27 protein-coding genes, 1 tRNA gene and 1 pseudogene are annotated in these 25770 nt (G+C 70.1%); 13 read left to right on the top strand and 16 right to left on the bottom strand.

All coding sequences use genetic code 11. From position 1 onward, the window contains the following. Positions 1–7 precede the first annotated feature (7 nt). From efeB to HLK59_RS21255, 4 genes are all read left to right on the top strand, one after another. Entirely contained in the window at positions 8–1306 is a 1299-nt protein-coding gene (gene efeB / locus HLK59_RS21240) for an iron uptake transporter deferrochelatase/peroxidase subunit (protein ID WP_171143072.1), read from the top strand. A 152-nt stretch (positions 1307–1458) separates the two neighbouring features. Beyond that, entirely contained in the window at positions 1459–2391 is a 933-nt protein-coding gene (pheA, locus tag HLK59_RS21245) for a prephenate dehydratase (RefSeq protein ID WP_171143073.1), read from the top strand. A gap of 552 nt (positions 2392–2943) precedes the next feature. Beyond that, positions 2944–4221: a serine--tRNA ligase gene (gene serS, locus HLK59_RS21250; RefSeq protein ID WP_046256448.1), complete on the top strand. Its 1278-nt coding sequence runs from the start codon at positions 2944–2946 to the stop codon at positions 4219–4221. After that, a complete protein-coding gene (locus tag HLK59_RS21255; protein WP_171143074.1) occupies positions 4218–5027 on the top strand; it encodes a Cof-type HAD-IIB family hydrolase in 810 nt (269 codons plus the stop codon). Before serS ends, HLK59_RS21255 begins: the two co-directional genes overlap by 4 nt. Before the next feature lie 88 nt (positions 5028–5115). Here the strand turns inward: HLK59_RS21255 and HLK59_RS21260 are convergent. From HLK59_RS21260 to HLK59_RS21285, 6 genes are all read right to left on the bottom strand, one after another. Continuing rightward, positions 5116–5218 (bottom strand) — tRNA-OTHER (locus HLK59_RS21260). Between the two features lie 264 nt (positions 5219–5482). Then, on the bottom strand, positions 5483–5716 hold the full coding sequence (locus HLK59_RS21265) for a hypothetical protein (protein WP_171143075.1): 234 nt from the start codon (positions 5714–5716) through the stop codon (positions 5483–5485). An 80-nt stretch (positions 5717–5796) separates the two neighbouring features. After that, positions 5797–6516: an ABC transporter permease gene (locus tag HLK59_RS21270; RefSeq protein ID WP_171143076.1), complete on the bottom strand. Its 720-nt coding sequence runs from the start codon at positions 6514–6516 to the stop codon at positions 5797–5799. A gap of 10 nt (positions 6517–6526) precedes the next feature. Further along, complete coding sequence (locus tag HLK59_RS21275; RefSeq protein WP_171143077.1) at positions 6527–7438, bottom strand: ABC transporter ATP-binding protein; 912 nt, start codon at positions 7436–7438, stop codon at positions 6527–6529. After that, positions 7435–8343 (bottom strand): ABC transporter permease subunit, encoded by a 909-nt coding sequence (locus HLK59_RS21280; RefSeq protein ID WP_171143078.1) that lies wholly within the window; start codon positions 8341–8343, stop codon positions 7435–7437. Before HLK59_RS21280 ends, HLK59_RS21275 begins: the two co-directional genes overlap by 4 nt. Next, positions 8333–9334: an ABC transporter ATP-binding protein gene (locus HLK59_RS21285; protein WP_171143097.1), complete on the bottom strand. Its 1002-nt coding sequence runs from the start codon at positions 9332–9334 to the stop codon at positions 8333–8335. Before HLK59_RS21285 ends, HLK59_RS21280 begins: the two co-directional genes overlap by 11 nt. A gap of 261 nt (positions 9335–9595) precedes the next feature. On the opposite strand from HLK59_RS21285, the gene HLK59_RS21290 reads away from it, so the two are divergent. The 6 genes from HLK59_RS21290 (at position 9596) to HLK59_RS21315 (ending at position 14897) form a co-directional block, all read left to right on the top strand. Then, on the top strand, positions 9596–10438 hold the full coding sequence (locus HLK59_RS21290; protein WP_171143079.1) for a M24 family metallopeptidase: 843 nt from the start codon (positions 9596–9598) through the stop codon (positions 10436–10438). Positions 10439–10443: 5 nt separating this feature from the next. Beyond that, the gene (locus HLK59_RS21295; RefSeq protein ID WP_171143080.1) at positions 10444–12201 is read left to right on the top strand and encodes an SDR family oxidoreductase; all 1758 of its coding nucleotides are present in this window, start codon (positions 10444–10446) and stop codon (positions 12199–12201) included. A gap of 290 nt (positions 12202–12491) precedes the next feature. After that, the gene (locus HLK59_RS21300) at positions 12492–13439 is read left to right on the top strand and encodes a MerR family transcriptional regulator (RefSeq protein WP_171143081.1); all 948 of its coding nucleotides are present in this window, start codon (positions 12492–12494) and stop codon (positions 13437–13439) included. Positions 13440–13561: 122 nt separating this feature from the next. Then, complete coding sequence (locus HLK59_RS21305; RefSeq protein ID WP_171143082.1) at positions 13562–14110, top strand: RNA 2'-phosphotransferase; 549 nt, start codon at positions 13562–13564, stop codon at positions 14108–14110. 25 nt (positions 14111–14135) lie between these two features. After that, positions 14136–14591: a hypothetical protein gene (locus HLK59_RS21310; protein ID WP_240982555.1), complete on the top strand. Its 456-nt coding sequence runs from the start codon at positions 14136–14138 to the stop codon at positions 14589–14591. Positions 14592–14642: 51 nt separating this feature from the next. Beyond that, positions 14643–14897: an LLM class flavin-dependent oxidoreductase gene (locus HLK59_RS21315; protein WP_277349510.1), complete on the top strand. Its 255-nt coding sequence runs from the start codon at positions 14643–14645 to the stop codon at positions 14895–14897. Between the two features lie 109 nt (positions 14898–15006). On the opposite strand, the gene HLK59_RS21320 is transcribed toward HLK59_RS21315, so the two are convergent. Together HLK59_RS21320 and HLK59_RS21325 are read right to left on the bottom strand one after the other, a co-directional pair. Beyond that, entirely contained in the window at positions 15007–15921 is a 915-nt protein-coding gene (locus tag HLK59_RS21320; RefSeq protein WP_171143084.1) for an LLM class flavin-dependent oxidoreductase, read from the bottom strand. Positions 15922–16183: 262 nt separating this feature from the next. Beyond that, positions 16184–16825 (bottom strand): annotated as a pseudogene (locus tag HLK59_RS21325) (STAS domain-containing protein); the annotation flags it as partial. A 12-nt stretch (positions 16826–16837) separates the two neighbouring features. Here HLK59_RS21325 and HLK59_RS21330 point away from each other — a divergent pair. Then, on the top strand, positions 16838–17404 hold the full coding sequence (locus HLK59_RS21330) for a response regulator transcription factor (RefSeq protein ID WP_171143085.1): 567 nt from the start codon (positions 16838–16840) through the stop codon (positions 17402–17404). Between the two features lie 7 nt (positions 17405–17411). Here HLK59_RS21330 and HLK59_RS21335 read toward each other — a convergent pair whose 3' ends face one another. The 5 genes from HLK59_RS21335 to HLK59_RS21360 all read right to left on the bottom strand — a co-directional run bounded on the left by HLK59_RS21335 (position 17412) and on the right by HLK59_RS21360 (position 22104). Then, complete coding sequence (locus tag HLK59_RS21335; RefSeq protein WP_171143086.1) at positions 17412–18593, bottom strand: MFS transporter; 1182 nt, start codon at positions 18591–18593, stop codon at positions 17412–17414. After that, complete coding sequence (locus HLK59_RS21340) at positions 18590–19180, bottom strand: phosphoribosyltransferase (protein ID WP_171143087.1); 591 nt, start codon at positions 19178–19180, stop codon at positions 18590–18592. The genes HLK59_RS21335 and HLK59_RS21340 overlap by 4 nt, the downstream gene beginning before the upstream one ends. Next, on the bottom strand, positions 19177–20466 hold the full coding sequence (locus tag HLK59_RS21345; RefSeq protein ID WP_171143088.1) for a 4Fe-4S cluster-binding domain-containing protein: 1290 nt from the start codon (positions 20464–20466) through the stop codon (positions 19177–19179). The genes HLK59_RS21340 and HLK59_RS21345 overlap by 4 nt, the downstream gene beginning before the upstream one ends. A 514-nt stretch (positions 20467–20980) precedes the next feature. Beyond that, complete coding sequence (locus HLK59_RS21355; RefSeq protein ID WP_346779786.1) at positions 20981–21403, bottom strand: spore germination protein GerW family protein; 423 nt, start codon at positions 21401–21403, stop codon at positions 20981–20983. A gap of 26 nt (positions 21404–21429) precedes the next feature. After that, the gene (locus HLK59_RS21360) at positions 21430–22104 is read right to left on the bottom strand and encodes a class I SAM-dependent methyltransferase (RefSeq protein WP_171143091.1); all 675 of its coding nucleotides are present in this window, start codon (positions 22102–22104) and stop codon (positions 21430–21432) included. Positions 22105–22188: 84 nt separating this feature from the next. Here HLK59_RS21360 and HLK59_RS21365 point away from each other — a divergent pair, with 84 nt between their 5' ends. After that, positions 22189–22629: a MarR family transcriptional regulator gene (locus HLK59_RS21365; protein ID WP_171143092.1), complete on the top strand. Its 441-nt coding sequence runs from the start codon at positions 22189–22191 to the stop codon at positions 22627–22629. A 20-nt stretch (positions 22630–22649) separates the two neighbouring features. Here the strand turns inward: HLK59_RS21365 and HLK59_RS21370 are convergent, their stop codons facing one another. From HLK59_RS21370 to HLK59_RS21380, 3 genes are read right to left on the bottom strand one after another with little or no spacing between them, the layout of a single operon-like run. Continuing rightward, a complete protein-coding gene (locus HLK59_RS21370; protein ID WP_171143093.1) occupies positions 22650–22958 on the bottom strand; it encodes a sulfurtransferase TusA family protein in 309 nt (102 codons plus the stop codon). Then, positions 22955–24139: a cysteine desulfurase family protein gene (locus HLK59_RS21375; RefSeq protein ID WP_346779787.1), complete on the bottom strand. Its 1185-nt coding sequence runs from the start codon at positions 24137–24139 to the stop codon at positions 22955–22957. The genes HLK59_RS21370 and HLK59_RS21375 overlap by 4 nt, the downstream gene beginning before the upstream one ends. Next, on the bottom strand, positions 24136–24804 hold the full coding sequence (locus HLK59_RS21380) for a metalloregulator ArsR/SmtB family transcription factor (RefSeq protein WP_171143094.1): 669 nt from the start codon (positions 24802–24804) through the stop codon (positions 24136–24138). The genes HLK59_RS21375 and HLK59_RS21380 overlap by 4 nt, the downstream gene beginning before the upstream one ends. An 86-nt stretch (positions 24805–24890) precedes the next feature. Here HLK59_RS21380 and HLK59_RS21385 point away from each other — a divergent pair. Beyond that, positions 24891–25770, top strand: an 880-nt coding sequence (locus HLK59_RS21385) for an MBL fold metallo-hydrolase (protein WP_240982556.1), incomplete at its 3' end; no start/stop codon positions are given.

Genomic DNA, 25770 nt, shown 5'->3' on the forward strand with positions numbered 1-25770 from the left:
ACCACCCATGGCTGACCAGTCCATTCCGGAGGCCCGTACTCCCGAGAAGGCACTTAATGACGGCGTTTCGGAGAACGCCGTCATCAAAGAGGGCGTTTCGCGGCGCCGACTGCTCGGGACCGCCGGTGCCACCGGGCTCGTCCTCGGCGCGGCCGGCGGGGCCGTCGGATATGCCGCCCGGCCTTCCGAGGTCACGCCGCTCACCTCGGTCGGCGCCGGCGAGGCGATGTTTCACGGGAAACATCAGCCCGGCATCCTCCAGGGCCTCCAGGCCCGCGGCCACCTCGTCGCCTTCGACCTGACGGCGGGGGCAGGCCGCAAGGGCGCGGCCGCGTTGCTGCGCCGCTGGTCGGAGACGGCCCGGCGACTGATGGCGGGCGAGGCGACGGCCTCGGACGACACGGATGTCGCCCGGGACGCCGGTCCGTCGGCGCTCACCATCACCTTCGGGTTCGGGCACGGCTTCTTCGCCAGGACCGGCCTGGAGAAGCAGCGCCCGGTCGCCCTGGACCCGCTGCCCGACTTCTCCTCCGACCAGCTCGACAAGACCCGCAGCAACGGCGACCTGTGGGTGCAGATCGGCGCCGACGACGCGCTGGTCGCCTTCCACGCCCTGCGCGCGATCCAGAAGGACGCGGGGAGCGCGGCCCGCGTCCGGTGGCAGATGAACGGGTTCAACCGGTCGCCGGGCGCCACCGCCCACCCCATGACGGCCCGCAACCTCATGGGCCAGATGGACGGCACGCGCAATCCGAAGCCGAGCGAGTCCGACTTCGACCAGCGGATCTTCGTGCCGGCGTCCGGTTCGAAGGACCCGTCGTGGATGGCGAACGGCTCCTACGCCGTCGTACGCCGTATCCGGATGCTCCTCGACGACTGGGAGAACCTCTCGATCGCCGAGCAGGAGAACGTCGTCGGGCGCCGCAAGGCGAACGGGGCGGCGCTGTCCGGGGGCTCCGAGACGACCGAGATGGACCTGGAGAAGACGGACGCCAACGGCGACCTGGTCGTCCCGATCAACGCCCACGCGCGCATCACCCGGCCCGACCAGAACGGCGGGGCGGCGATGCTGCGGCGCCCGTTCTCGTACCACGACGGCATCGACACGGACGGGGTACCGGACGCGGGGCTGCTCTTCGTGTGCTGGCAGGCCGACCCGCTGCGCGGCTTCGTCACCGTGCAGCGCAAGCTCGACCGCGGTGACGCCCTGTCGAAGTACATCCGGCACGAGTCAAGCGGGCTGTTCGCGGTGCCGGGCGGGGCGGCGGAGGGCGAGTACGTGGGGCAGCGGCTGCTGGAGGGGTGAGGCGGGTGGGGCTCAGCTCAGCTCAGCTCAGCTCAGCTCAGCTCAGCTCACGCGAACGCCGGCGGCGGCCCGCGGTCACGCCGGTTCACTCAGCGGAGGGGCTGTCGTGAGACGAGTGCACCGGGTTCCGCAAGGCCCATTAGGGTGAGCTCATGCCAGCGAGCTATGCGTATCTCGGTCCCGAAGGCACCTTCACCGAAGTCGCCCTGCGCACGCTTCCGGAGACGGCCACACGGGAGCTAGTCCCGTACGTGTCCGTGCAGTCCGCGCTGGACGCGGTGCGCGCGGGCGAGGCCGAGGCCGCGTTCGTGCCGATCGAGAACTCTGTCGAGGGCGGCATCACCACCACCCTCGACGAGCTGGTCGCGGGCGCCCCGCTGATGATCTACCGCGAGGTGCTGCTGTCGATCACCTTCGCACTGCTGGTCAGGCCCGGCACCACACTGTCGGAGATCAAGACGGTCTCCGCACACCCGGCCGCCCAGCCGCAGGTCCGCAACTGGCTGAAGAAGAACCTCCCGGACGCCCACTGGGAGTCCGCCGCCTCCAACGCGGACGCCGCGCGCCTGGTCCAGGAGGGCCAGTACGACGCCGCCTTCGCGGGCGAGTTCGCGGCCGCCCGGTACGGCCTGGAGGCGCTGGAGACCGGCATCCACGACGCCGAGAACGCCCAGACCCGGTTCGTGCTGGTCGGCCGACCCGCCCGGCCCGCCGCGCCGACCGGTGCCGACAAGACGTCCGTGGTGCTGTGGCAGCGCGACGACCACCCCGGCGGTCTGCGCGACCTGCTGGGCGAGTTCGCCACCCGTGGCATCAACCTGACGGTGCTCCAGTCCCGGCCCACCGGCGCCGGCATCGGCAACTACTGCTTCTGCATCGACGCCGAGGGACACATCTCCGACCGCCGGGTCTCCGAGGCACTGATGGGGCTCAAGCGGATCTGCCTCGATGTGCGCTACCTCGGCTCGTACCCGCGTGCGGACGTGACCACCGCCGACCTACAGGCACCGCTGCGCGGGACGTCGGACGAGGAGTTCGTCGCGGCGGCGGACTGGGTGGCGCGCTGCCAGGACGGGCGTTTCTAGCAAGCGTCCAGCAGGAGTACGCAGGGTTTCCGGCCGTTCCTACCTGCATATTTTCGTTATCCACAGATGTTATCCACAGGGCACCGTCTCGACCTGGGGACAAGTCGACACGGAAGCACTACCCAGTCGACAAATCGCCCTACAGCTCTCAACTTCGTCCACAGCTCCACAGGTCACCCTTCGTCCACCCGTTTCCATCGATCAATCCTTTGGAGCGACCCATTTCCACCCGAAAGTGGGCGTGAACAGGGTTTGGATCAGGAATTCTCGGCCCGCCCGACCTGATTCGGAATGATCACTTCCGTAGTCCACAGATCTTTCGCACACCCTGTGGATAACTTTCCGGGGGTGTGGATTCCTGTGGACAGAGCGGCCTTCAAGTCCCGTTCCCCACAAGGGAATCGAGTCAACCGACTGCCTCCCGCTTGCCCCGTTCCAGGGAGTGAGACGCCTTTTATTGACACGGTACGCAATTCCCCCATAACGGTACGTAAGGCGTAGTTCGGAATAGCGAGTCGTGGGCTCTCACCAGGCACCGGTAGCCTTGGCCGCGTGATTGACCTTCGCCTGCTCCGTGAGGACCCCGACCGAGTGCGCGCGTCCCAGCGCGCCCGTGGAGAGGACGTCGCGCTCGTCGACGCCCTCCTGTCTGCCGACGAGCGGCGCAGGTCGTCCGGCGTCCGCTTCGACGAGCTGCGTTCCGAGCAGAAGAACCTCGGCAAGCTCATCCCCAAGGCCTCCGGCGACGAGAAGGCCGAGCTCCTGAAGAAGGCGGGCCAGCTGGCCGCCGACGTCAAGGCGGCCGACGCCGAGCAGCACGAGGCCGACGAGGAGACCAAGCGCCTCGCCCTCCAGCTCGGCAATCTCGTCCACCCCGACGTCCCCGTGGGCGGCGAGGAGGACTTCGTCGTCCTGGAGACGCACGGCACCATCCGCGACTTCGGCGCCGAGGGCTTCGAGCCCAAGGACCACCTGGAGCTCGGCGAGTCGCTGGGCGCCATCGACGTCGAGCGCGGCGCCAAGGTGTCCGGCTCGCGCTTCTACTACCTCACCGGCGTCGGCGCGCTCCTGGAGCTCGCCCTCGTCAACGCGGCGATCGCCCAGGCCACCGAGGCCGGCTTCATCCCGATGCTCACCCCCGCGCTGGTCCGCCCGCGCGCCATGGAGGGCACCGGCTTCCTCGGCCAGGCCGCGGAGAACGTGTACCACCTGGAGAAGGACGACTACTACCTGGTCGGCACCTCCGAGGTGCCGCTCGCCGCGTACCACATGGACGAGATCCTCGACGCCGACAAGCTGCCGCTGCGCTACGCCGGCTTCTCGCCGTGCTTCCGCCGCGAGGCCGGCACCTACGGCAAGGACACCCGCGGCATCTTCCGCGTGCACCAGTTCGACAAGGTCGAGATGTTCTCGTACGTCGCCCCCGAGGACGCCGAGAACGAGCACCAGCGGCTCCTGGACTGGGAGAAGCAGTGGCTGACCGGCCTCGAACTGCCCTTCCAGGTCATCGACGTGGCCTCGGGCGACCTCGGCGCGTCGGCGTCCCGCAAGTTCGACTGCGAGGCGTGGATCCCGACCCAAGGCAAGTACCGCGAGCTGACCTCGGCCTCCAACTGCGACAGCTTCCAGGCCCGTCGCCTGTCGGTGCGCCAGCGCGACGGCAAGAAGGTGCAGCCGCTCGCGACGCTCAACGGCACGTTGTGCGCCGTACCGCGCACGATCGTGGCGCTCCTGGAGAACCACCAGCAGGCCGACGGCTCCGTGTACGTGCCGCCGGTGCTGCGTCCGTACCTGGGCGGGCGCGAGGTGCTGGAGCCCGTTGCCAAGTGAGTACGACCGCTGAGTTTCCCTTCAAGCTGATCGCGACCGACCTCGACGGAACGCTTCTGCGCTCCGACGAGTCGGTCTCGCAGCGCACGCGTGCCGCTCTCGCGACGGCGACCGAGGCCGGTGCGGCGCACATCGTCGTCACCGGCCGCGCGGTGCCGTGGACGCGGCACATCCTCGACGACCTCGGCTACGAGGGGCTCGCGGTCTGCGGGCAGGGTGCGCAGGTGTACCACGCCGGGGAGCACCGGCTGCTGACGGCCGTGACCCTGGACCGGCAGCTCGCCGCGGTCGCCCTCGCGAAGATCGAGGCGGAGGTCGGACCGCTGCACCTCGCGGCGAGTCGGGCCGGTCTCGACGGCGAGGTGCTGGTCGGGCAGGGGTACGCGCTCACCGGGGACCTGCCCGCGACACCCTTCACGGACGCGGCCGATCTGTGGGCCGCGCCGCTGAACAAGATCTACATACAGCATCCGGAACTGTCCGACGACGAGCTGGCGGAGGCGGCCCGGCGGGTGGCGGGCGGGTTCGTGAGCGTCGCGATGGCCGGTGCGGGGATTGTCGAGCTGCTGCCGCTGGGACTGTCGAAGGCGACGGGGTTGTCTTTGGCCGCGCGACGGCTGGGGCTGAAGGCCGCGGACACGATCGCCTTCGGCGACATGCCGAACGACGTGCCGATGTTCGGATGGGCTGCGCGCGGTGTGGCGATGGCCAATGCACATGAGGAGCTCAAGGCGGTGGCCGACGAGGTGACGGCCTCCAACGAGGAGGACGGGATCGCTGTGGTTCTGGAGCGTCTGCTGGGTTGAGGTCGTGGGGTGCTGCGGGCCGGTTGTGGCTGGTCACGCAGTTCCCGCGCCCCTGGGTGGGTCCAGTGTCGTGTGCTTCATCGTGTTGCGGAGGATGCACGGATCGAACGTGCGCGGGGTTTCCCCCGACCGCGACTTGCTTCTAATTGAGCACAGCGCAAGCCGGTGCCTTGCCACTCGGCCAATCCTCCGGGTGGGCGGCCCACGCGAGAGCGACATCGCGTGCTCGAAGCGGCCGCCCCGGGCAGCTCCCGTGCGAGCGGGTCGACGGTGGCGTAACTACACCGGAACCCGCCGCGGACTGCCCTGAAGGGAGCTGGACGTACTGTCGTGCATGGACATCGCCCGGCTCCTCTCCCAGAACGTGGCGCCGGAGTCACTGTCCGGCGTGGACACAACCATCGTGCCTGTACGCCGAATTGGGCGCCACTGATTAAAAGCGGCCCGGTGTTCGCCTACCGCCGCCACCACTTGCGGCGCGCCTTGCTGAAGAACCAGCCCGCGGGCGGTTCGTCGGAACGCCATGGCTGCGGCTCGGGCTTCTCGCTGCGCCAGCGGGCGGCGAGCATACGGGCCCGGGCGGACGGCTCGGAGGTCTCCGCGGAGCGTATGAAGTCCTGGTCCAGGACGAGGTCGTCCCAGGTGTCGTCCCCGGACCGTGCCCGCCCGTCGTAGTGCGCGTCCGCCATCCCCGTTCCTCCTCGCAGTGCATCCCCTACTGCCCAGTCTGCCTGGACAGGGGTGAAGTCCCCGTCAATAAGCCTGGCGTCTACTCCTCGCCCGCCAGCGTCAGCGTCCGCAGCTTCTGTCCCGCGTACCAGGTGGCGAGGACGGTCACCGCGACCAGCAGCACCGTGGCCGTCGTCAGCCCGACGTCCGAGGTGACCAGGTCCCCGCCGGCGACCTTGTGGGCCACCGCCAGCGACCACTGCTGGACGCTGAGCGTCCGCGCCCCGGCGACCAGGGAACCGAACAGGGCCTCCCAGACCAGGGCGTAGACGAGGCCGAAAACCACCGCGTGCCGGGACACCGTGCCAAGCAGCAGGAACAGCGCGGCGTAGGCGATGGAGGAGACCAGCGCGGCCACCGTGTAGGCGACGGCGATCTGCTGGCCGTTGCCGTTGAGGATGAGGCCCGCGATCAGGGTCGGCAGCGCCGAGAACACCATCGTCACGGCGATGGCGACGATCAGCTTGGTGAAGATGATCGTGGGCCGCTTGATCGGCTTGGACAGCAGGTACACCACCGAGCCGTCGTCGATCTCCGGGCCGATCGCGCCCGTGCCGGCGATGACACCGATGATCGGCACCATCGTGGCCAGCGCGAGGCCGCCCAGGAGGTCGGCCGTGGTCTGGTCGTCGGCGCCGACCAGAGCGCGCACGATCACGGCGATCAGGATGAGCAGGGCGGGCAGGGCTCCCAGGATGAGGGCCCTGCGGCGGCCGAGCAGGGCCCGGTAGGTGAGTCGGGCGACTGTGGGGTCGTACATCTTCGGCCTCCTACGCCGCGACCAGATACGAGAACACGGACTCGAGGGACTCGTCGGACGGCGAGACCGTGAGCAGCCGGATGCCGTGGTCGCGGGCGACCTTGGGCAACAGGGTCGTGAAGCGGCCGAAGTCGACGGCCTGGATGCGCAACGCGCCCTCCGCCAGGTCGACTTCGATGCCGGATGTCGACGGATCGGCGATCAGCGCCGCCGCGAGGGCGCGGTCGTCGCTGGAACGCACCAGATAGCGGTGCGGTCGGTCGGTCATCAGGCGGCGGATCTTGCGGAAGTCGCCGCTGGCCGCGTGGCGTCCGGCCACCACGACCTCGATGTGCCAGGCGAGTTGCTCGACCTCTTCGAGGATGTGGGACGAGAACAGCACCGTGCGGCCCTCGTCGCCCATGCGTCGCAGCAGGTCCATGAGCTGCATGCGCTGGCGCGGGTCCATGCCGTTGAACGGCTCGTCCAGCAGGAGCAGCGAGGGCTCGTGGACCAGCGCCGAAGCCATCTTCACGCGCTGGCGCATGCCCTTGGAGTACGTCTGGATCTTGCGGTCCTGCGCGTACTCCATCTCGACCGTGGCCAGCGCCTTCTGGGCGGCCTTGGCTCCCAGACCGTGCAACTCGGCGTTGGCGACGACGAATTCGCGGCCGGTGAGGAAGTCGTACATCGCCTCGCGCTCGGGGACGATGCCGATGTGCTTGTAGATGTTCTCGTTGCGCCACACCTGCTGGCCGTCGAGGGTGACGGTGCCGGTGGAGGGGGCGAGGAAGCCGCCCATCATGTTGATGAGGGTGGACTTCCCGGCGCCGTTGGGGCCGAGGAGGCCGGTGACGCCGGGGCCGATCGTCATGGTGATGTCGTTGACGGCGACCACATTGCCGAACCAGCGGGAGACGTGGTCGATGCTGAGCGTGGTCACAGTCCGACCTTTCGGTAGCGGCGCAGCAGAAGGCCGTAGCAGGCGGCGATGAGGCCGAGGACGGCCAGGACATAGACCACGCCCTCACCGTTGGATGGGCCCACCGCTCCGGGGAACGCGGAGCTGGCGCCGAGGAAGGCGCTCTGGAGTCCGTCGATGAGGGTGACCGGGGAGAACAGCCCGATCCACGGGACGGCGTCCGTGCTGCCCTGGGCGTCGGCGATGGCCTGGAGTGTGGAGACGGCGCCGTAGGAGATGGTCATGACGGCGATCACGGCCGCGATGCCGAAGCCGCGGCGCGGGGTGACCGAGGCGATGACCAGGCCGATGCCGGCGAACAGCAGCGAGAGCAGTGCCACCGAGACGAGTCCCTGCGCGAATCCCTTGGTCTGGTCGCCGAAGTCCAGCTTGGCCAGCAGCGCGCCCACATAGAGCACCAGCAGCGGGGCCGCGGTGAGGATGAACATCGCCGAGGCCAGCGCCGCGTACTTCGCGCGGACGTAGTCGGCGGTCTCGATCGGCCGCGAGAAGTACAGCGGGACGGTCTTGAAGCGCAGGTCGCGCGAGACGGACTGCGGTGCCTGGGAGGCGATGTAGAGGCTGATGACGGCCTGCATGACGATCGCGTAGCGCGTGTAGTCGACGGGCAGGTCGTTGGCCTTGGTGGCGACCGCGACGGCGACCATGATGGCCGCGGGCACGCACATCACCACGAACAGCAGCATCGGCAGCACCTTGGACTTGACCGAACGGCCCAGGCCGTAGGAGCCGCGCAGGGACTGCGAGTAGAGGGAGCGGGTGGCGTAGGAGCGGCCGAGGCGGGGGCCGTCGTAGGTGCGGTAGCCGATGTTGTGGATGCGGGTCTGATCGCCCGCGGGGGCGGTGACCGGGTGCTCAACTGCCATGGCCGACGGCCTCCTTCCGCTGCTCGCCGGTGTCCTGGTCGTTGCCGGTGTCCTGGTCGTTGTGGTCGTCCTTGAAGACCTCGGCGATGTGGTGCCGGCGCTGCTCCATGCGCACCAGGCCGAGGCCGAGGTCGGCGACCGCGTCCCGGACGACGTCGTACGTCTCCTCACCCTGCGCGGTCAGCAGCAGGATGTGGCCGGCGCCCGGCAGCGCGCTGTTCGCGTCGAGGACCTCCACCCCGCGCGCGTGGAGCGCTTCTCGCACCGCGCGGGTGCCGTCGGGGTGCGCGTCGGTGTCGGTGACCTCGATCGCGAGGGTGGTCGTGGTCTGGGTGAAGTCGGTGGTGGAGCTGGAGCGCAGCAGCTTGCCGCCGTCCACGACGACGACGTGGTCGCAGGTGCGTTCCAGTTCGCCCAGGAGGTGCGAGGTCACCAGGACCGAGATGCCGAAGTCGGTGTAGATGCGCCGGATCAGGCCCAGCATGTCGTCGCGGCCGACCGGGTCGAGGCCGTTGGTCGGCTCGTCCAGGAAGACCAGCTGCGGGTCGTGGACCAGGGCCTGGGCCAGTTTCACGCGCTGCTTCATACCGGTCGAGTAGCCGCCGATGGGGCGGTACCGCTCCTCGTACAGCCCGACATGGCGCAGCGTGTCCGCGGTGCGTTCGCGCGCGGCGGCAGGCGGCAGGCCGGACATGCGGGCCATGTGGACGACGAACTCGGTCGCCGAGACGTCGGGCGGCAGACAGTCGTGCTCCGGCATGTACCCCACGCGCTCACGGATGGCGCCGCCCTTGGTGGCGACGTCGAGGCCGAGCACTTCGGCGCGGCCCTCCGTGGCGGGGGACAGACCCAGCAGGATCTTGATCAAGGTGGACTTGCCGGCTCCGTTGGCTCCGACGAGTCCGGTCACACCGGGCCCGACGTCGACGGAGAGCCGGTCAAGAGCGGTCACCCGGGGGAACCGCTTGCTCAGGCTTTCGGTCGCGATCACAGTCACGTCTTCGAAGGTAGTGACCCGTGCCACGCCGGTCGTCACACCGCAGAGCTGTCTTCGGGTCAGACTCCAGACGTACGGATCCCTAGGGGATGCCATGCCTGAGAGCTACGCGAGGGCCCGGCCGGGACCCGACGGGGCGGTTTTCCACAGGCCACGACCCCGCTATTGACGCTGCCTCTAACAACTGTCACATTCGACGATGTCAAGTTACGGACACGTAGCGCAGTCGACGTGGACTGGGTGGGGCGGAGTGGCATGACGACGGCAGTGACAGACGAACGGGCCACTGAACTGCGGGGGTTCAGAAAGGTCCAGCGGCTGGCGTACGAATGCGCCGAGGCCGTCGCGGCCCGCCTGGAGCCCGGGGTGACCGAGCGTGAGGCGGCGCGGATGCAGCGCGAGTGGCTGAGCGAGCGCGGGGTTCGGGACTGGTTCCATCTCCCCTTCGCCTGGTTCGGGGACCGCACGGCGTTCGTGAACTTCCGGATCCCGCTCCAGTTCTTCCCCACCAACCGCCGGCTGGAGCCGGGGATGCCGTTCATCCTCGACATGGCCCCGGTGTTCGAGGGGTTCACGGCGGACATCGGGTACTCCGGCTCGCTGGGCGCCAACCCGGTGCAGGACAAACTGATGGACGACCTCCGGGCGCACCGCGAACTGATTCTTCGTGAAGTACGTGAGCGGCGGTCGCTGCGCGAGATCTACCAGGACGTGGACCGCCTCATGGTCCGCCAGGGCTACGCCAACCGGCACCGCGCGTATCCCTTCGGGGTGATCGCGCACAAGGTGGACCGGGTGCGGGAGCGCCGGTGGTCGCCGAAGGTCTTCGGCTTCGGCACCCAGTCCCTCAAGGGCCTGGCGGCCGACGCGCTGCACGGCCACCGCGAGGGCTGGTCGCCGCTGTGGTCGCCGTACCGCTTCTCCGACCATCCGCCGCAGCCGGGCCTGTGGGCGGTCGAACCCCACCTCGGTTTCCGGGGCACGGGCGCGAAGTTCGAGGAGATCCTCGTCGTCACCGACTCCGAGGACCCCGAGCAGAGCGCGTTCTGGCTGGACGACGATCTGCCGCACGTGCGGCGCTGGGCGGAGGGGGAGTGAGCGGCGTGACTCTTGAGGGTGCGCGCGAGCGCCGGGTACGGACCGGCGGCATCGAGCTGTGTGTCGCGGAACTGGGAGACCCGTCGTGGCCGACGGTCGTCCTGGTGCACGGCTATCCGGACAGCAAGGAGGTGTGGTCGCGGGTCGCGTCACGGCTGTCGGACCGCTTCCATGTCGTGCTCTACGACGTCCGGGGCCACGGCCGCTCGACGGCACCGCAGCCGCTGCGCGGCGGGTTCACCCTGGAGAAGCTGACGGACGACTTCCTGGCCGTCGCGGACGCGGTCAGCCCGGACCGGCCGGTGCACCTGGTGGGACACGACTGGGGCTCGGTACAGGGCTGGGAGTTCACCACGGTCCGGCGCACCAAGGGCCGGATCGCCTCCTTCACCTCGATGTCCGGGCCGTCCCTGGACCACTTCGGGCACTGGATCGACAGCCGGATCAAGCGCCCGACCCCGCGCCGCGTCGGCCAGCTTCTCGGCCAGGGCGCCAAGTCCTGGTACGTGTACGCGCTGCACACGCCCGTGCTGCCCGAACTGGCCTGGCGCGGCCCGCTCGGCAAGACCTGGCCGCGCCTCCTGGAGCGCGCCGAACGGGTCCCCGGCGACGGCTACCCCACCTCGTCGCTGCCCACGGACGCGGCACACGGGGCGTGGCTGTACCGGGACAACATCCGCCCCCGCCTGCGCAGGCCACGCAAGGACGCGTACGCCCACGCGCCCGTGCAGCTCATCACGCCGCTCGGGGACGCGTTCCTGTCGGAGCGGCTCTACGACGAACTGGAGCAGTGGGTCCCGCAGTTGACCCGCCGCACCCTCCAGGCACGGCACTGGATACCGCGCTCCCGGCCCGACCAACTGGCCTCCTGGATCTCCGATTTCGTGACCTCCGTGGAAGGCGGGCGACCTCAGGCGGTGACACTCGGCGGCAAGTACGCCGACCGCTTCGGCGGGCAGCTCGTGCTGGTCACGGGTGCGGGCAGCGGCATCGGGCGGGCGACCGCCTACGCGTTCGCGGAATCCGGCGCACGCGTGATCGCCGTCGACCGGGACACGGAGAGCGCGGCCCGTACCGCCGAGATGTCCCGGCTGCTCGGTTCCCCCGCGGCCTGGGCGGAGACCGTCGACGTCTCCGACGAGCAGGCCATGGAGAAGCTCGCCGCGAAGGTCGCCGCCGAGTACGGCGTGGTGGACGTCCTGGTGAACAACGCCGGGATCGGTCTGGGCGGCTCCTTCTTCGACACCAGCCCCGAGGACTGGAAGAAGGTCCTCGACGTCAACCTGTGGGGGGTCATCCACGGTTGCCGGCTGTTCGGCAGGCAGATGGCCGAGCGCGGACAGGGCGGCCACATCGTCAACACCGCGTCGGCGGCGGCGTACCAGCCCTCCAAGGCGCTGCCCGCCTACAGCACCTCCAAGGCGGCAGTGCTGATGCTCAGCGAGTGCCTGCGCGCGGAGCTGGCCGGGCAGGGGATCGGGGTGAGCGCGATCTGCCCCGGCCTCGTCAACACCAACATCACCTCCACCGCGCGCTTCGCCGGGGTGGACGCCGACGAGGAGAAGCGGCGCCAGAAACGGTCCGCGCGGCTGTACGGACTGCGGAACTACCCGCCGGAGAAGGTCGCCGACGCGATCCTGCGGGCGGTCGTGCGCAACGAGGCGGTGGTACCGGTGACACCCGAGGCCCACGGCGCGCGTCTGCTGTCCCGGGTCGCGCCGCGCGCACTGCGGGCGATCGCCCGACTGGAGCCGCCCCTGTGAGCCGCGCAGCCACCGCGCGGTGCGTCTGCGGTACGGCACGGGCCCGTGGACACCGACTCCTCCATCGGTCGTACAGGCCTTCGCGGGACGGGTCGTAGAGCGGCGCTGTGGGGTATCCGCAGGGGGCGGCGGGGGCGAGGGTTGTCGCATGAGCGGCATACGGAAGGCGGTCGGCGGAGGCGCGGGGTGGCTCATCAACGGCACACGGACGGCCCTCGCCGGGGGCGAGGGTGATCGCATGGACAGCACGCGGAAGGCGGTCGCATGAGCGCCATACGGAGGACGGTCGCATGAGCCGCGTCCAGGACCACCCGGCGCTCCGGATCGAGGATCTCGCCCACCTCAGCGGCGCCACCGTCCGCACCATCCGTGCCTACCAGGACCGCGGTCTGCTCCCCCGCCCCGAGCGCCGCGGCCGCGCCAACCTCTACTCCGACGCCCACCTCGTCCGCCTGCGCCAGATCGCCGACCTCCTCGACCGCGGCTACACCCTGGCCTCCATCAAGGAGCTCCTGGAGGCCTGGGACGCCGGTCGCGGACTCGGCGGGGTGCTCGGGCTGGTCGCCGAGGTCGACGGGCCGTGGAGCGACGAGGAGGCGGTACGGATCTCGCGCGCCGAGCTGGAGGAGCGGTTCGGCGGCACTCCTGACGACGCGGCCGTCGCCGACGCCGTGGAGCTCGGTGTGCTGGAGCCGGTGCCCGGCGACGGGGACTGCTTCCTCGTGCCGAGCCCCCAAGAGCTGGCCGTGGCCGTCGAGTTGCACGCGGCAGGGGTGCCGCTGTCGGCGATCTCCGGCCATCTGCGGGAGTTGAGGGGGCAGGTCGAGCACATCGCCGCCCGTTTCCTGGAGTTCACCACCGAGCACGTCTTCGCCCGCTACCTCGACGGACCTCATCGCCCGACCGACGCGGACGCGGCCGAGGCGGCCTCTCTCGTGCGCCGGCTGCGGCCGCTGGCCCAGCAGACGGTGAACGCGGAACTCGCCCGTGCGATGCGGCTGTTGGCCGTGCGGCAGCTTCGGCAGCACCTGGGTTCGGGTGAGGGCCCGCCTGAGCCGCTTTCGTCACGCTCCGTGTCTCTGCCCGAGGAGACAATGCGGGCGGTGGAGGGGCTGGTTGGCGCGGAGGATGTGGCGGAGTTCATCGCGCTGGCGGCTGAACGGGAGGTGCGGGCAAGGGGGTTGGATGCGCTCACGTCAAAGCGACTGCCCCCAGTCGATCTTGACGAACAGGCCTGACACGACGGTGAGTTATCCACAGAAACGCCAAGTAACCTGTGGATAACTACACTTGGTTGTGGATCAAACCTCAGCGTCAAAACAAAATGCGTGATGCGTGTCTCTCCCGTCATGCTGAGCGGATGGACGAAAGACGCACCGTGAAGGTGTCGAAGTACCTCTCGAAACACCTGCGCCATCAACCCGAGCGGATCGGCCTCGTCCTCGACGAGGCCGGCTGGGTCGAGATCGACGTACTGATCGCCGCGGCCGCCGCGCACGGCTTCCGGTTCACCCGCGAGGAACTGGACCATGTGGTCGCCGCCAACGACAAGAAGCGCTTCGCGGTCGAGGGCGCCCGGATCCGTGCCAGCCAGGGTCACAGCATCGAGGTGGACCTCGGACTGCCCCCGGCGACCCCACCGCCGTACCTCTACCACGGCACCGTGGACCGCTACCTGGACGCGATCCGCACCGAGGGCCTCACGCCCATGAACCGGCACGACGTGCACCTCTCGGCCGACCGCGAGACGGCGACCCGGGTCGGGGCCCGCCGCGGCCGCCCCGTCGTGCTCTCCGTGGACACCGGCGCCATGGACCGCGACGGCCACGTCTTCCACGTCAGCGCGAACGGGGTGTGGCTGACGAAGGCGGTGCCGCCGGAGTACCTGAGGTTTCCCGCGTCCCACTGACCCGGCCTCCGGCATGATCAGTGGTATGGACCACCGCGCAATCCACCTCCCCACCACCGAGGCCGCCGTCACCGCCCTGCGCGCCCTCGCCACCGAGTACGCACTCGAGATCGAGGTGACCCACGACATCGGCGCCGACCAGACCTCGCGCCGCAGCGCCGCGGGCATCGGTGTCACCACCGACCCGGACGGCTCCCTGCCCCACGAGGCGTACGTCGAGCTCGGTGGCCGGCCACGGGTGGACGTACGGCTGTTTCCGGACGACGATGCGCTGATCACCGTCGACGGCGTGGAATGCCCCGACATCGCCCGTGACGACGTGCCCGCCTTCCTCCGCGCCCTCTACGACGGCCACGCCTGGGTGAAGGTGCGCCGCTTCCCGCCGGGCAACTATCTGATGGTCCCGCTGCCGGGCGACCGCGTACACAAGGAGTTCATCCTGGTCGGGCTCAGCCCGTGGCTCAGCGGCCGAGGGCGATGACCGTCGGTCACTGTTTCACGTGAAACAGGTTTGTCCGCATACGCTCGAACCATGAGTCTGCGTCTGAGCACCGTGATCCTCCCGTACCGCCGCTGGCACGAGGGGAGCCGTGAGGCATGGCAGCGCGCGGAGCAGCTGGGCTTCCACACCGCGTACACCTACGACCACCTGTCCTGGCGCAGCTTCCGGGACGGCCCGTGGTTCGGTGCCGTGCCGACGCTGACCGCTGCCGCGGCCGTCACCGACCATCTGCGGCTGGGCACGCTGGTGACCTCAGTCAAGGCTTTTTCGCCTATCGCAGTGTGACCAGGCGAAATAGATCCCCTCGCAGTCTCCGCCGCTTGTCGGCGGACAACGCCGACCACCCAGCCCGTCGCCCAGTGCCTCGGCAAGAGTGTTGGTCGGACACGAAGCGTCAGCCCAATTGCGCGAGGGCCTCGGTGGCAATGCGCTCGAAGGTGTCCGTGTCGGCGGCGAAGTCCGTATCCGGGATCGGCCAGTGGATGACGATCTCGGTGAAGCCGAGCTCCTTGTGCCTGCCCGCGAATTCGACGAAGGCGTCGAGGGACTCCAGGGGACCGCTGCGGTCCGGCGTGAAACCGGTCAGCAGGACCTTGTCCATGGCTTCGGCGTCGCGGCCGATGTCCGCGCATGCCTTTCCCAGCTTGTCCACCTGGTCACGCAGAGCCTGGCGGGACTGCTCGGGGGTGCCCGCCTCGTACAGCTTGGGGTCGCCCGTGGTCACCCACGCCTGGCCGTGGCGCGCGGCGAGCCGCAGTCCACGCGGGCCGGTGGCAGCCACAGCGAACGGCAGCCGGGGGCGCTGCACGCAGCCAGGGATGTTGCGCGCCTCATGTGCCGCGTAGAAGTCGCCGGCGTAGGAGACACTGTTCGTCCCGTCCTCTGTCAGCAGCCGGTCGAGCAGCGGCACGAACTCCGCGAACCGGTCGGCACGCTCGCGTGGGGTCCAGGGCTCCTGACCGAGCACGGTGGCGTCGAAGCCATTGCCACCCGCGCCGATACCCAGCGTGATTCGACCGCCGGAAATGTCGTCCAGCGAGATCAGTTCCTTGGCCAGGGTCACCGGATGCCTGAAATTGGGCGACGTGACGAGGGTTCCCAAGCGTATCTGCTCGGTGAAGCCCGCGGCGGCGGTGAGTGTCGGTATCGCCCCGAACCAGGGACCATCACGGAAAGGGACGCGCCAGGACAGATGGTCGTAGGTGTACGCGGTGTGGAAGCCGAGCTGCTCCGTGCGCTGCCATGCCTCACGGCCTCCTTCGTGCCAGCGGCGGTACGGGAGGATCACGGTGCTCAGACGCAGACTCATGTCCCCGAGCCTACGGTGCCGCTCGGCGCGTCCGCGAAGGTCATACTCACGGTCGGCCACGGTTCGTACCGAACCGCCGAGGACTCGGGGCCCCGGGACAGGCCGGGAAACGCAGATCGGGGCAGCCTGAATCTTCAGCGGATTGGTTTGCCTCCCAGCGCGAGTAGGGCTGCTACGGCAGAGACGAGCGAGCGCGAGTGCGATGAGCAGGCACGCGCCCCTGGGAATGTGACACAGGGGCGCCCCGTGGAGAGTGGTTCGGTCAGTGGCTGGCTGTCAGTTCGCCGCTGAGCCGGCCGTGGAGGTGGGCGCTGGGTGCGTTCAGGCCGGTGATCTCCACCGTCTTGCCGCGCTGGGCGTACTTGGTCTCGATCGCGTCCAGGGCGGCGACGGAGGAGGCGTCCCAGATGTGGGCGGTCGACAGGTCGATGACGACCTTGTCCGGGTCGGTGGCGTAGTTGAACTGGCCGACGAGGTCGTTGGAGGAGGCGAAGAACAGCTCGCCGGTGACCCGGTAGACGACGGTGGCGTGGTCGGGGTCGGTGACGGCGGTGACCTCGGCGAGGTGGGCGACGCGCTTGGCGAAGACGACCATCGCGGTGATGGAGCCGACGACGACGCCGATGGCGAGGTTGTGGGTGGCGACCACGCACGCGACGGTGACCGCCATGACGGTGATCTCCCCGGTCGGCATCCGCTTCAGGGTCTTCGGCGCGATGGAGTGCCAGTCGAAGGTCGCAAACGACACCATGACCATCACCGCGACCAGGGCGGCCATGGGGATGTCGGAGACGACCGGCCCGAAGACGATGCACAGCACCATCAGGAACGCACCCGCCAGGAACGTCGACAGACGAGTGCGGGCGCCGGACACCTTCACGTTGATCATCGTCTGGCCGATCATGGGCTGGAGGCGTTGTCGCTGGTACGGCGCCTGTCGCCCGAGGTTCTGATCACCGATTTCCGGCTGGCGGGGATGTCGGGCCTGGAACTCGCCACGCAGGTGACCGGTGATTCCTTCGGCGGGCCTGCGCCGGAGGTTCTCATGTTCAGCACGCGCACCGACGACGTGTCGGTCATGCAGGCCCTGGGGGCGGGTGCGTACGGGTATCTGGTGAAGGAGACGCCACCGGCCGAGGTGATCCGTGCGGTGCGCGCACTGGCCGTGGGCGAGGCCGCCGCCACCGGCATGGTGACGCGGCGGTTGATCGACTGGCTGTTCTGGCGGCATGCCAAACCCGTGGCCGCTTCCCAGGACAAGCTTGGCACGCTGACCCCGCGGGAGCGTGAGGCGCTGTTGCTGGTGGCGGCGGGTCTGTCGGACGAGGAGATCTCCCGGAAGCTGACGCTGCAGGTGACCACGGTCCGCTCGCATCTGTATCACCTGCGGCAGAAGCTCGGTGTGCGGGACCGTGCGCAGCTGATCGTCTTCGCCTACCAGTCCGGCTTCAGCGTGCCCACGGCTCCCTTGCAGCCGCAGTGACGGGCGCTCATCCCGGTGCGGCTGCGGTGCGGGCGGCGGTCCAGAACAGGGCCAGCCCGGCCAGGCTGACCAGCGCCACCAGGACGGTCGCGGCCGTCCAGCCGGTGTGGGTGATGGCGAAGCCGAAGACGGGCGGGCCGAAGAGGCTGCCCAGACAACCCGCCTGGTTGAGCAGGCCGTAGCCGCGGCGCAGCGCGTGCGGGGAATGCGCGAGGGTGGGCATGCTGGCGTAGAGCGCGGCGAGGACGAGCCCGTTGGCTGCCATCAGCACGGCGGCCCCCGCGGTGATCGCCGCCCAGGGGGCTGTCTGGTAGATAACGACGGCGGCCAATGGCATGGCGAGCGTGCCCAGGGCGAGTTGGCGAGGGGCGAGTCCCCGGTGCATGAGCAGGCCGGCCGTCAGCCCGCCGGGAACGCTGGCCAGGGACACGGCGGCTGTGGTGGCGCTGCCCAGGGTGGCGGAGATGTCGCGGTGGTCGGCGAGGTCGGGCAGGAGGGCGATCGCGGTGACCCCGAGCAGGGCGATGAGGCTGAAGGACACCGACAGCCACAGCACCGGCCCGAGCCCTCCGGAGGGCTCGGCCTGCCGGCGGGCACCCCCGCTGGTGGTGCCGGTCAGCCAGGCGAGGGCGCCGACGAGCGGTAGCACGGCCGGGATCACGGTCAGTGCGGCGGTCAGCCGCCATCCCAGGACGCCGGTGAAGGTGCCGGCGGCGGAGGCGAGCGCCATGCCGACCGGGATGAACGTGCTCCACAGGGCGAGCGCCCCGCGTTCCGTGCCGGGCCCGCACCGGGCGGACAGCACCAGCGGCCCGGTGATCACGACGAGCAGGTAGCCGCAGCCCTCCAGCGCGCGTGCGGCGTAGAGCAGCGGCGCCGAGGGGGAGACGACCTCCAGGACCCCGCCCGCCAGCATGACGGCGAGTCCCGCGCTGAGCACCCGGCCGAGGTCACCGCGGGCGATCCACAGCCCGGCGGGCAGGGCGGCGACCGCTCCCACCACCGTGATGCCGGATACCAGCCACCCGAACGCCGCCAGCGAGAGCCCGAAGTGGTCCCGGATGTCGGAGCTGAGGGGGATGAAGCGTCCCAGCGCCATGCCGGCCGTCACGCCGGCCGCGTAGACGAGGGCGACGGTGCCGCGTTCGGGGAGGAGGCGCCGTTCGACGCGTAGTGCCTGGGTGCTCATGCAGAGGCATTCCGTAGGAAGAGGGAAACACCGCTGAACAAGTCCCCGGCGTCGAGTTCGCCGAGGTCCGGTGTCACGACATCGCCGTCCAGCGCCTCGTGCAGCCGGAAGCCCAGCACATCGATGCCCTCGCCGGTCAGCGTGCGTGTGGCCCGCTCGGACGAACACAGGACGGCGGCCGTATGCCGGGAGATGTCGCACGAGTCCGCCAGCACCTGCCGGGCGGCGAGCACGGTTCCGCCCGTCGCGGCCACGCAGTCGATGAGTACGGCGACGTCGTACACAGGCCGGCCCGGCGGGGTGAGGTAGCGACACTGCGCCTGGCCCCAGGTGTCGCGTTCCATGCCGAGCAGGCAGAAGTCCGTGTGCGCGAAGGGTGCGGCGAAGCCGGGGTAGAGCAGCATGCCGCCGCGCAGCACGATCACGCAGAGCACCGTCGCGTCGTCGGGCAGGCTGGCCCGTGTGGCGTCGGCCAGCACCCGGCTCAGCTCGAAGATGCCCTGCCTGACCTGCTCCGGCTCGGTGCCGGGGGCCACCAGCGTGCGGTAGATGCCGGCCGGGGCGACCGCCCTCGCGCGGGCGCTCACAGCCGCACTCCGCGGACCGTGTCGGTGCACCAGGCCCTTAAGTCGGTCTCCGAGGCAAGCAATTCCGCCATCTGCGGATCCCCCTCCACCGTGGCGCGGCCACCGTGGACCGTGCGCTGGGCGGCTATCAGCGTCATCGCCAGGCGGACACCGTCCGGGGCCAGCAGGTCCTCCACCAGCGAGGCAACGTCGTTCTTGGCCACCGCCGCCGCATGCGTGGCCGGGTCGAGGGCGGCGATGATGTCGGCGAGCGCCCACATGCCCTCGTCGACGAGGAAGCGTGTGATCGGGTCCTGGAAGAAGTGCCCCATCGCCTCGCCGAAGTCCTGGCCGGTGAACATCAGCCGCCGGTCCGGCGCCGTACCCGCGAAGATCCAGAAGGTACCGTCCGAGTTCAGTGTCACTGCGGCTCCGGCACTGGCCGCATAGGCCCCACGGATCGCGTCGTTGACCGCGGTGGCCAACGACAGCCGGTTCGACCCCGACTCGAACGGCGCGTAGTACTCCTTGATGGTCTGCGAACCTTCCAAAAGGTCGTCGCGCAGTTCGGCGGCCTTGCCGCTGAGCCGGAACACGTTGAAGGTGATCGGTAACCCGGTTCCGTCGGGCAGCACGATGCGCCGGTTCCAGTCGTTGACCGTCTCGACCGTGGCGGCCAACTCCCGTGCCAGGGCGGTGTCCACGATATCCATGTCCGGCTGGATGCTGCGAAAGCCCAGCGCGAAGGCGGGCCGCACCGTCTGCCAGGCACGGGCGACGTTGCCGTAGTGCGGGATCTCCACCGGACGCGGTGCCTCGATGTGGTAGCGGTCGATACTCAGCCGGAGCAGCGTCTCGGGCGGATTCGGATTGCGGCTCAGGGCCTCGTCCATGCGCCGCAGCAGACGCTCCGCTCGGCTCTCCTGCTTGCCCCAGTAGCCGGCCGTCACGATCTCCACGCGCGGCACGCTGACCCGCTCCAGCAGTCGCAGGATGCTCTGGAACTTCAGGAACGGCTCGCCGCCCCCGGTGATGTTGAGCTTCTCCGAACGGGAAGCGTTGATGAAGTCGATGGCCGCATCCAGCTCCGGCCGCGACAGCGAGTCCTTGGCCGTCTCCTTGCGTGTCAGATCCGACGCGTACATGCAGTGCTCACACGCGACCGGGCACAGCTCGCTGAGATGGATGAAGAAGCTCGATCCCCGATCCGGAACAGTCACACCGTGGTGGCACACCGCTCTGATGACCCGTTCGCGTGACTCCTTCGGATTGTCGAACAGCGTGCCATGACCCGCATCGATGCTCACGCGCTCTCCTCGCCTCGACCGTCCGCGACCACCCGACAGCCTCCGGCGCCGTGCCCGAATGCCCCGCCGGGGCCGCGTCGAGCCGTGACTCTATCCGCGAAGATCCCGACGAACATGAGCCTGATCAAGCGATTTGCTCTCCTGCCGACATGGAGCCAGGAACGAGCCGCCTCCTCAAAACGTGGAGGCTCCCGGCTGGAGACGGGCAGCTCTCCTAGCCCCACTGCCACGAGAACCACCGCTTCCTGTGCACTCCCCTACTCGCCGCCGACCGTGCCGTCCTGCGCGACCGCAGCGGCCTCGAGCGCTGCGTCCGAGGGCTTCTCGACGACCTCGGCGTCCCGGTACAGCACTGACCGCGCGCAGGGTGTGTGCCGCGCGGTCGAGCCGACCCGCCTGCTGCCTCGGCTTGACCGACGCACGCGGCACGCCCCCTGCGCGCGGGTCGTACCACCGCGCATCACCTGGCCCGTCGGATCCATCGATGGGACGTGTCCGCCGTCAGCGTGAGTTCTCATCCCCGTCGGCGCAGCGAGCGGAGGATCTTCGGCATGGCGCCTCCGATGACGAGGGCGGCGAGGGGCAGGACGATGTCGGACCACGGGTCGCGGATGGGCTTGTAGGTGGCGGTGCCGTCCCGGATCTCGATGTATCCCAGGGGCCTGGCCTCGGCCCCGCCTCCGCCGCCTCCCCCGTCGCCGCTCTTCGTGGCGCCCACTTCGCGTCCGGCTCCGCCGCCGAAGCCGAAAGCGACCTTGGCGACCGGGATGACGGTGATGCCGTCGGCCGTGATGGGTTCGCCGTAGACGGCGGTGACCGAGGCGCGGCCGCCGAGCTTGTCGGCCAGGCGTTCCAGCAAGGTGACGGAGGCGTGGGCGGCGGACACGTTCGCGTCGGGTAGCCGTACGGGTGCCGTCTCGTCCCCAGGTGCGGACACCTCCTGGCCAGACACCTCGGGGGCGGTCATGAGGTCCCGCCCGGTTGCGAGCGCTCAGCGGTGCCGAGGATGTGCGTGGCCGCCGGGGAGGGCACGCGGGTCTCGGGGAAGGCGAACTTCTCCAGCGAGGTGAGTGTGAACCCGGCGGCGATGATGGCCGCTTCGGTGTCACGGCCGGTGTGGCAGCCGCCCATCAGCAGGGGCCAGACGGTGGCGTCCACGACGCGCTGTACGCGGCGCATCGCGGGTGAGTCGGCGCGTACGTGCTCGAAGAAACGGAGCTGCCCGCCGGGCCGCAGAACACGGTGGAGTTCGGCGAGGGCGGCGTGCGGGTCGGCCACCGAGCACAGGGTGAGGCAGGCGACCGCCGCATCGAACGAGCCGTCCGGCACGGGCAGTTGCTCGGCGATCCCGTCGATCACGTCCGCCGGGACCGATGCCGTGCGGGCGCTCTGCTCGGCCAGGGCCCGCAGGCGTGGCTCGGGTTCGACGGCCAGCACCCGCTTCACCTCCGGCGGGTAGTGGGCGAAGTTCAGCCCGTTGCCCGCGCCGATCTCGACGACCTCGCCGGTCAGGCCGGAGAGCAGGCGGGTGCGGTGTTCCGTGATGCCGGCCTTGCCCAGGGCGGGTCCGGCGACCTTCGCGTAGAACCGGGCGAAGACCGGATGGCTCTTGGTCGGCACAGAGATCTGTTGGGTCATGGCTTGTCACCGTCCTCCTCGACAGCAGTGCCTCGGCGCTACGATGTTTTGCGGAGGTACTACATAGTGAAGTCACTTCACGATATGCCCGAGGGGACCGCTTCAGCCAGCGTCTCGCTGGATCGGCTCTTCGAGCTCGCCGAGGTGCTCGGCGCGATGATGGCGCGCGGTGTCGCCGAGCGCGGGCTGACGATGGCCCGGGCGGGTCTGCTGTGGGCCCTGCTGCACGACGGGCCGATGACCCAGCGGGCGCTGGCCGCACGACTGGGGGTCACCCCGCGCAATGTCACCGGCCTGCTGGACGCCCTGCAGGTCGACGGGCTGGTGGCCCGCGAGGCACACCCGAGCGACCGGCGCGCGACCTTGGTGTCTCTGACGGAGAAGGGCCGCATGGTCACGGCGGCCCTGCGGGGTGGCCGTAACTCCATGGCTGCGGAGCTGTTCGGCGACATGCCCGCCACGCAACTGGAGGCGTTTCAAGGTGGGTTGGAGGTCGTGATCGAGCGGCTGCGGGCGATGGGGTGAGCGTGCCGCATGTCCTGTGCTCAGCTGCGGTCCTGCTGGCCGTCGGCGTGCCATGGCGCGTCGGACGGGGTGGGCAAGGGGGTGTCCGTCAGACGGAGTGCGTACACGTCCTGGTCGGGCTCGGGGACGGGCCCGAGGTAGGTGTGACCGGTCATCTGGCACCAGGCGGGCAGGTCGAGCGGGGCGGCCGGGTCTGTGGCGATGACGTGGACGACCGAGCCGGGCTCGGCTCCGTCGATACGGGCGCGCAGCTTCAGCAGCAGGGTGACGCAGAGTAGGCCGGTGCCGTCGACCGTGATGTCGGCGGTGGTGGTGGAGGGGTTGGTCATCGGCTGCTCGCGGTGGCGGCGAGGTCGGCAGCCGCCTTGAGCAACGCGGTCGCCGCCGTTTCGATGTCCTCGGGTGTGCTCCAGCGGCCCAGGGACAGCCGCAGGGCCCCAAGCACGCGGTCCGGGTTCAGGCCCATGGCGGTCAGGACGGGCGACGGGGTGTGGGTGCCGCCGTGGCAGGCCGATCCGGTGGAGGCTGCCAGGCTGGGTGCGGCGGCGAGGAGTTCGTGCCCGAGTATGCCGTCGATGCTGACGTTCAGTGTGTTGGGCAGGCGTCCCGTGTCGGGTCCGTTGAGGTGGACGCGGCCGGGCAGGGCATCGGTCAGGCGCCGGTGCAGGCCGTCCCGGAGTGCCGCGACACGGTTCGGTGCCCCGTCGGTGAGTTCCCCGGCGGCGAGTTCGGCGGCCTTGCCCAGTGCCACGGCGAGTGCGACGTTCTCGGTGCCGGCGCGCAGGCCCCTTTCCTGGCCTCCGCCGTAGACGAGCGGCTCGAGGGCGACGCCCCGGCGGACGTACAAGGCGGCGATGCCCTTCGGCGCGTACATCTTGTGGCCGACGACCGTCAGCAGATCGACGCCCAACTCCTTTACGTCCAAGGGGATTTTTCCGGCCGCCTGGGCGGCGTCGCAGTGGAAGAGCGCCCCGTGGGCGCGCGTGATGCGGGCCAGTTCGGCGATGGGCTGGAGAGCGCCGGTCTCGTTGTTCGCGGCCATGACCGAGATCAGGACGGTGCGGTCGGTGAGGGCGGCGGCGAGCCCGGCCGGGTAGACCAGGCCGTCGCCGTCGACCGGTAGATACGTCACCTCGGTGCCGTGGAGGCGTTCCAGGGCGCGGCAGGTCTCCAGGACGGCCGGATGCTCGGTGACCTGGGTGATCACATGCGGGCGGCTGGCCTCGGCGCTCAGCACGGCGCCACGCAGGGCGAGGTTGTCGGCCTCCGAGCCGGAGCCCGTGAAGACGATCTCGTCGTGCCGGGCCCCGATCAGGGCCGCGACCTGCTCGCGTGCGTGATGGAGCGCGTGGCGGGGCTGGTCACCGTAGGAATGGCTGCTGGAGGGGTTGCCGAAGTGATGCGCCAGGTGTGGCAGTATCGCGTCGACCACCCGGGGGTCGACGGGGGTGGTGGCGTTGTAGTCCAGGTAGACCCGCCCGCCTCGCAGCCCCGGGTGCGCGGGGATCACGCGGCTTCTCCGGTGGTCACCGGCAGGTCGGCGAGGCGCCACTCCAGCATGCCGTCGGACAGCCGTACGGCTCGCCGCCCGTGGGCGGTGAGCAGCCGTACGGCCTCGTGGGCCAGGACGCAGTACTCGCCGCGGCAGTAGGCGACGACCTCGGTGTCGGCGGGCAACTCGGCGATGCGGTCGGCGAGTTCCTCGACCGGGATGGAGAGCGCGCCGGGGATGTGCCCGGCGGCGTACTCCTCGGCCGGACGCACGTCCAGGACGACGACCTCGCCCGCCCGGGCGCGGCTCAGCAGTTCCTCTCGGCCGACCTCCTCCGGCTGGTCGTCCCCGAGGTAGGCGGTGCGGGCGGCCTCGACTCCCGCCTGGTGCGTCTGGGCGACCCGCCGCAGCAGGGCGTAGAGCACGGCGACGTCGTCTCCGGCCAGCCGGTAGTGGATACGCACGCCCTCGCGGCGGGTGGCCACGAGCCCGGCCTGCTTGAGGGTCTGCAGATGGGCCGAGGCGGTGGTCAGGTTCAGCCCGGCTGCCTTGGCGAGGGCGTCGACGGTGCGCTCGCCCTGGGCCAGCAGGTCGAGCAGTTCCAGGCGCTTTCCGCTGCTCAGCGCCTTGCCGGTGTGGGCGAAGGCGTCGTAGAGCGCCGACTTGCGCGCGGGGTCTCCCATGGCATCCTCCATAAATCCATGGAATATTGTATCCGTAGGTGGGCGCTGCGACCACTCAGCACCTACCGTGACACCAGGAGGACCTGATGGGCTTCGCCGACGATCACCTGATACCGCTGGTCGACGAGGGGCTGGGCAACAGCGCCTACCTCGTGGATCTGGGCGACGGGCGCGCCCTGGCGGTGGACGCGAGCCGGGATCTGCGTGCCCTGCGCGCCGCCGCCGAACAGCGCGGGCTGAGCGTCGCCTACGCCGCCGACACCCACCTGCACGCCGACTTCCTCACCGGCGCGCTCCAGCTCGCCGCCGACGACGGCGCGACCGTGCTGGCCTCCGCCGCCGGACACCGCGCCTTCCCGCACACCGCGCTCGCCGACGGCGACGAGACCGACTTGGGCGGACTGACCCTGCGCGCCCTGGCCACCCCCGGCCACACCGACGAGCACCTGTCCTTCCTCCTCCTGGACGGCACAAGGGAGCTGGGCGTCTTCACCGGCGGCTCCCTCATCGTCGGCTCCGCCGCCCGCACCGACCTCATGGGCGCCGACCGAGCCGAGGAACTGGCCCGCGCCCAGTACCACTCCCTACGGCACCTGGCCCAACTCCCGGACGAGACCGCCGTATGGCCCACCCACGGCGCCGGCTCCTTCTGCTCCGCCCCGCCCGGCGCCGCCCGCACCACCACCATCGGCGCCCAGAAACAGGCCAACGCCCTGCTCACCGCGCCGGACGAGGACACCTTCGTACGGCGGCTGCTGGCGAGCCTCGGCTCGTATCCCGCCTACTTCGACCGCCTGGGCGAGATCAACCGCCGGTCCCCCCCCGTGCCCCCCGCCCCCTCCCCCACCCCCCCCCCCCCCATCCCCCCCGCCCTCCCCCCGCCCCCGGCGCCCCAGACACCCCCACCCACTGCCCCGGCCCCCCACTCCCCCCACCCACCCCCCCGCCCCCCCCCCCCCCCCCCCC

Origin of the sequence: Streptomyces sp. S3(2020), from assembly GCF_013044505.1 — a bacterium.
Classification (GTDB): Bacteria; Actinomycetota; Actinomycetes; order Streptomycetales; family Streptomycetaceae; genus Streptomyces.

Excerpts from the sequence above, each read along its gene's own strand:
- HLK59_RS21305 (WP_171143082.1), top strand. The coding sequence starts at position 13,562 with ATGGACGAAAGACGCACCGTGAAGGTGTCGAAGTACCTCTCGAAACAC.
- HLK59_RS21310 (WP_240982555.1), top strand. The coding sequence starts at position 14,136 with ATGGACCACCGCGCAATCCACCTCCCCACCACCGAGGCCGCCGTCACC.
- HLK59_RS21320 (WP_171143084.1), bottom strand. The coding sequence starts at position 15,921 with ATGAGTCTGCGTCTGAGCACCGTGATCCTCCCGTACCGCCGCTGGCAC.
- efeB (WP_171143072.1), top strand. The coding sequence starts at position 8 with ATGGCTGACCAGTCCATTCCGGAGGCCCGTACTCCCGAGAAGGCACTT.
- HLK59_RS21360 (WP_171143091.1), bottom strand. The coding sequence starts at position 22,104 with ATGACCCAACAGATCTCTGTGCCGACCAAGAGCCATCCGGTCTTCGCC.
- HLK59_RS21265 (WP_171143075.1), bottom strand. The coding sequence starts at position 5,716 with ATGGCGGACGCGCACTACGACGGGCGGGCACGGTCCGGGGACGACACC.
- HLK59_RS21380 (WP_171143094.1), bottom strand. The coding sequence starts at position 24,804 with ATGGGAGACCCCGCGCGCAAGTCGGCGCTCTACGACGCCTTCGCCCAC.
- HLK59_RS21270 (WP_171143076.1), bottom strand. The coding sequence starts at position 6,516 with ATGTACGACCCCACAGTCGCCCGACTCACCTACCGGGCCCTGCTCGGC.
- HLK59_RS21365 (WP_171143092.1), top strand. The coding sequence starts at position 22,189 with ATGCCCGAGGGGACCGCTTCAGCCAGCGTCTCGCTGGATCGGCTCTTC.
- HLK59_RS21300 (WP_171143081.1), top strand. The coding sequence starts at position 12,492 with ATGAGCCGCGTCCAGGACCACCCGGCGCTCCGGATCGAGGATCTCGCC.
- pheA (WP_171143073.1), top strand. The coding sequence starts at position 1,459 with ATGCCAGCGAGCTATGCGTATCTCGGTCCCGAAGGCACCTTCACCGAA.
- HLK59_RS21335 (WP_171143086.1), bottom strand. The coding sequence starts at position 18,593 with ATGAGCACCCAGGCACTACGCGTCGAACGGCGCCTCCTCCCCGAACGC.
- HLK59_RS21280 (WP_171143078.1), bottom strand. The coding sequence starts at position 8,343 with ATGGCAGTTGAGCACCCGGTCACCGCCCCCGCGGGCGATCAGACCCGC.
- HLK59_RS21370 (WP_171143093.1), bottom strand. The coding sequence starts at position 22,958 with ATGACCAACCCCTCCACCACCACCGCCGACATCACGGTCGACGGCACC.
- HLK59_RS21290 (WP_171143079.1), top strand. The coding sequence starts at position 9,596 with ATGACGACGGCAGTGACAGACGAACGGGCCACTGAACTGCGGGGGTTC.
- HLK59_RS21315 (WP_277349510.1), top strand. The coding sequence starts at position 14,643 with ATGAGTCTGCGTCTGAGCACCGTGATCCTCCCGTACCGCCGCTGGCAC.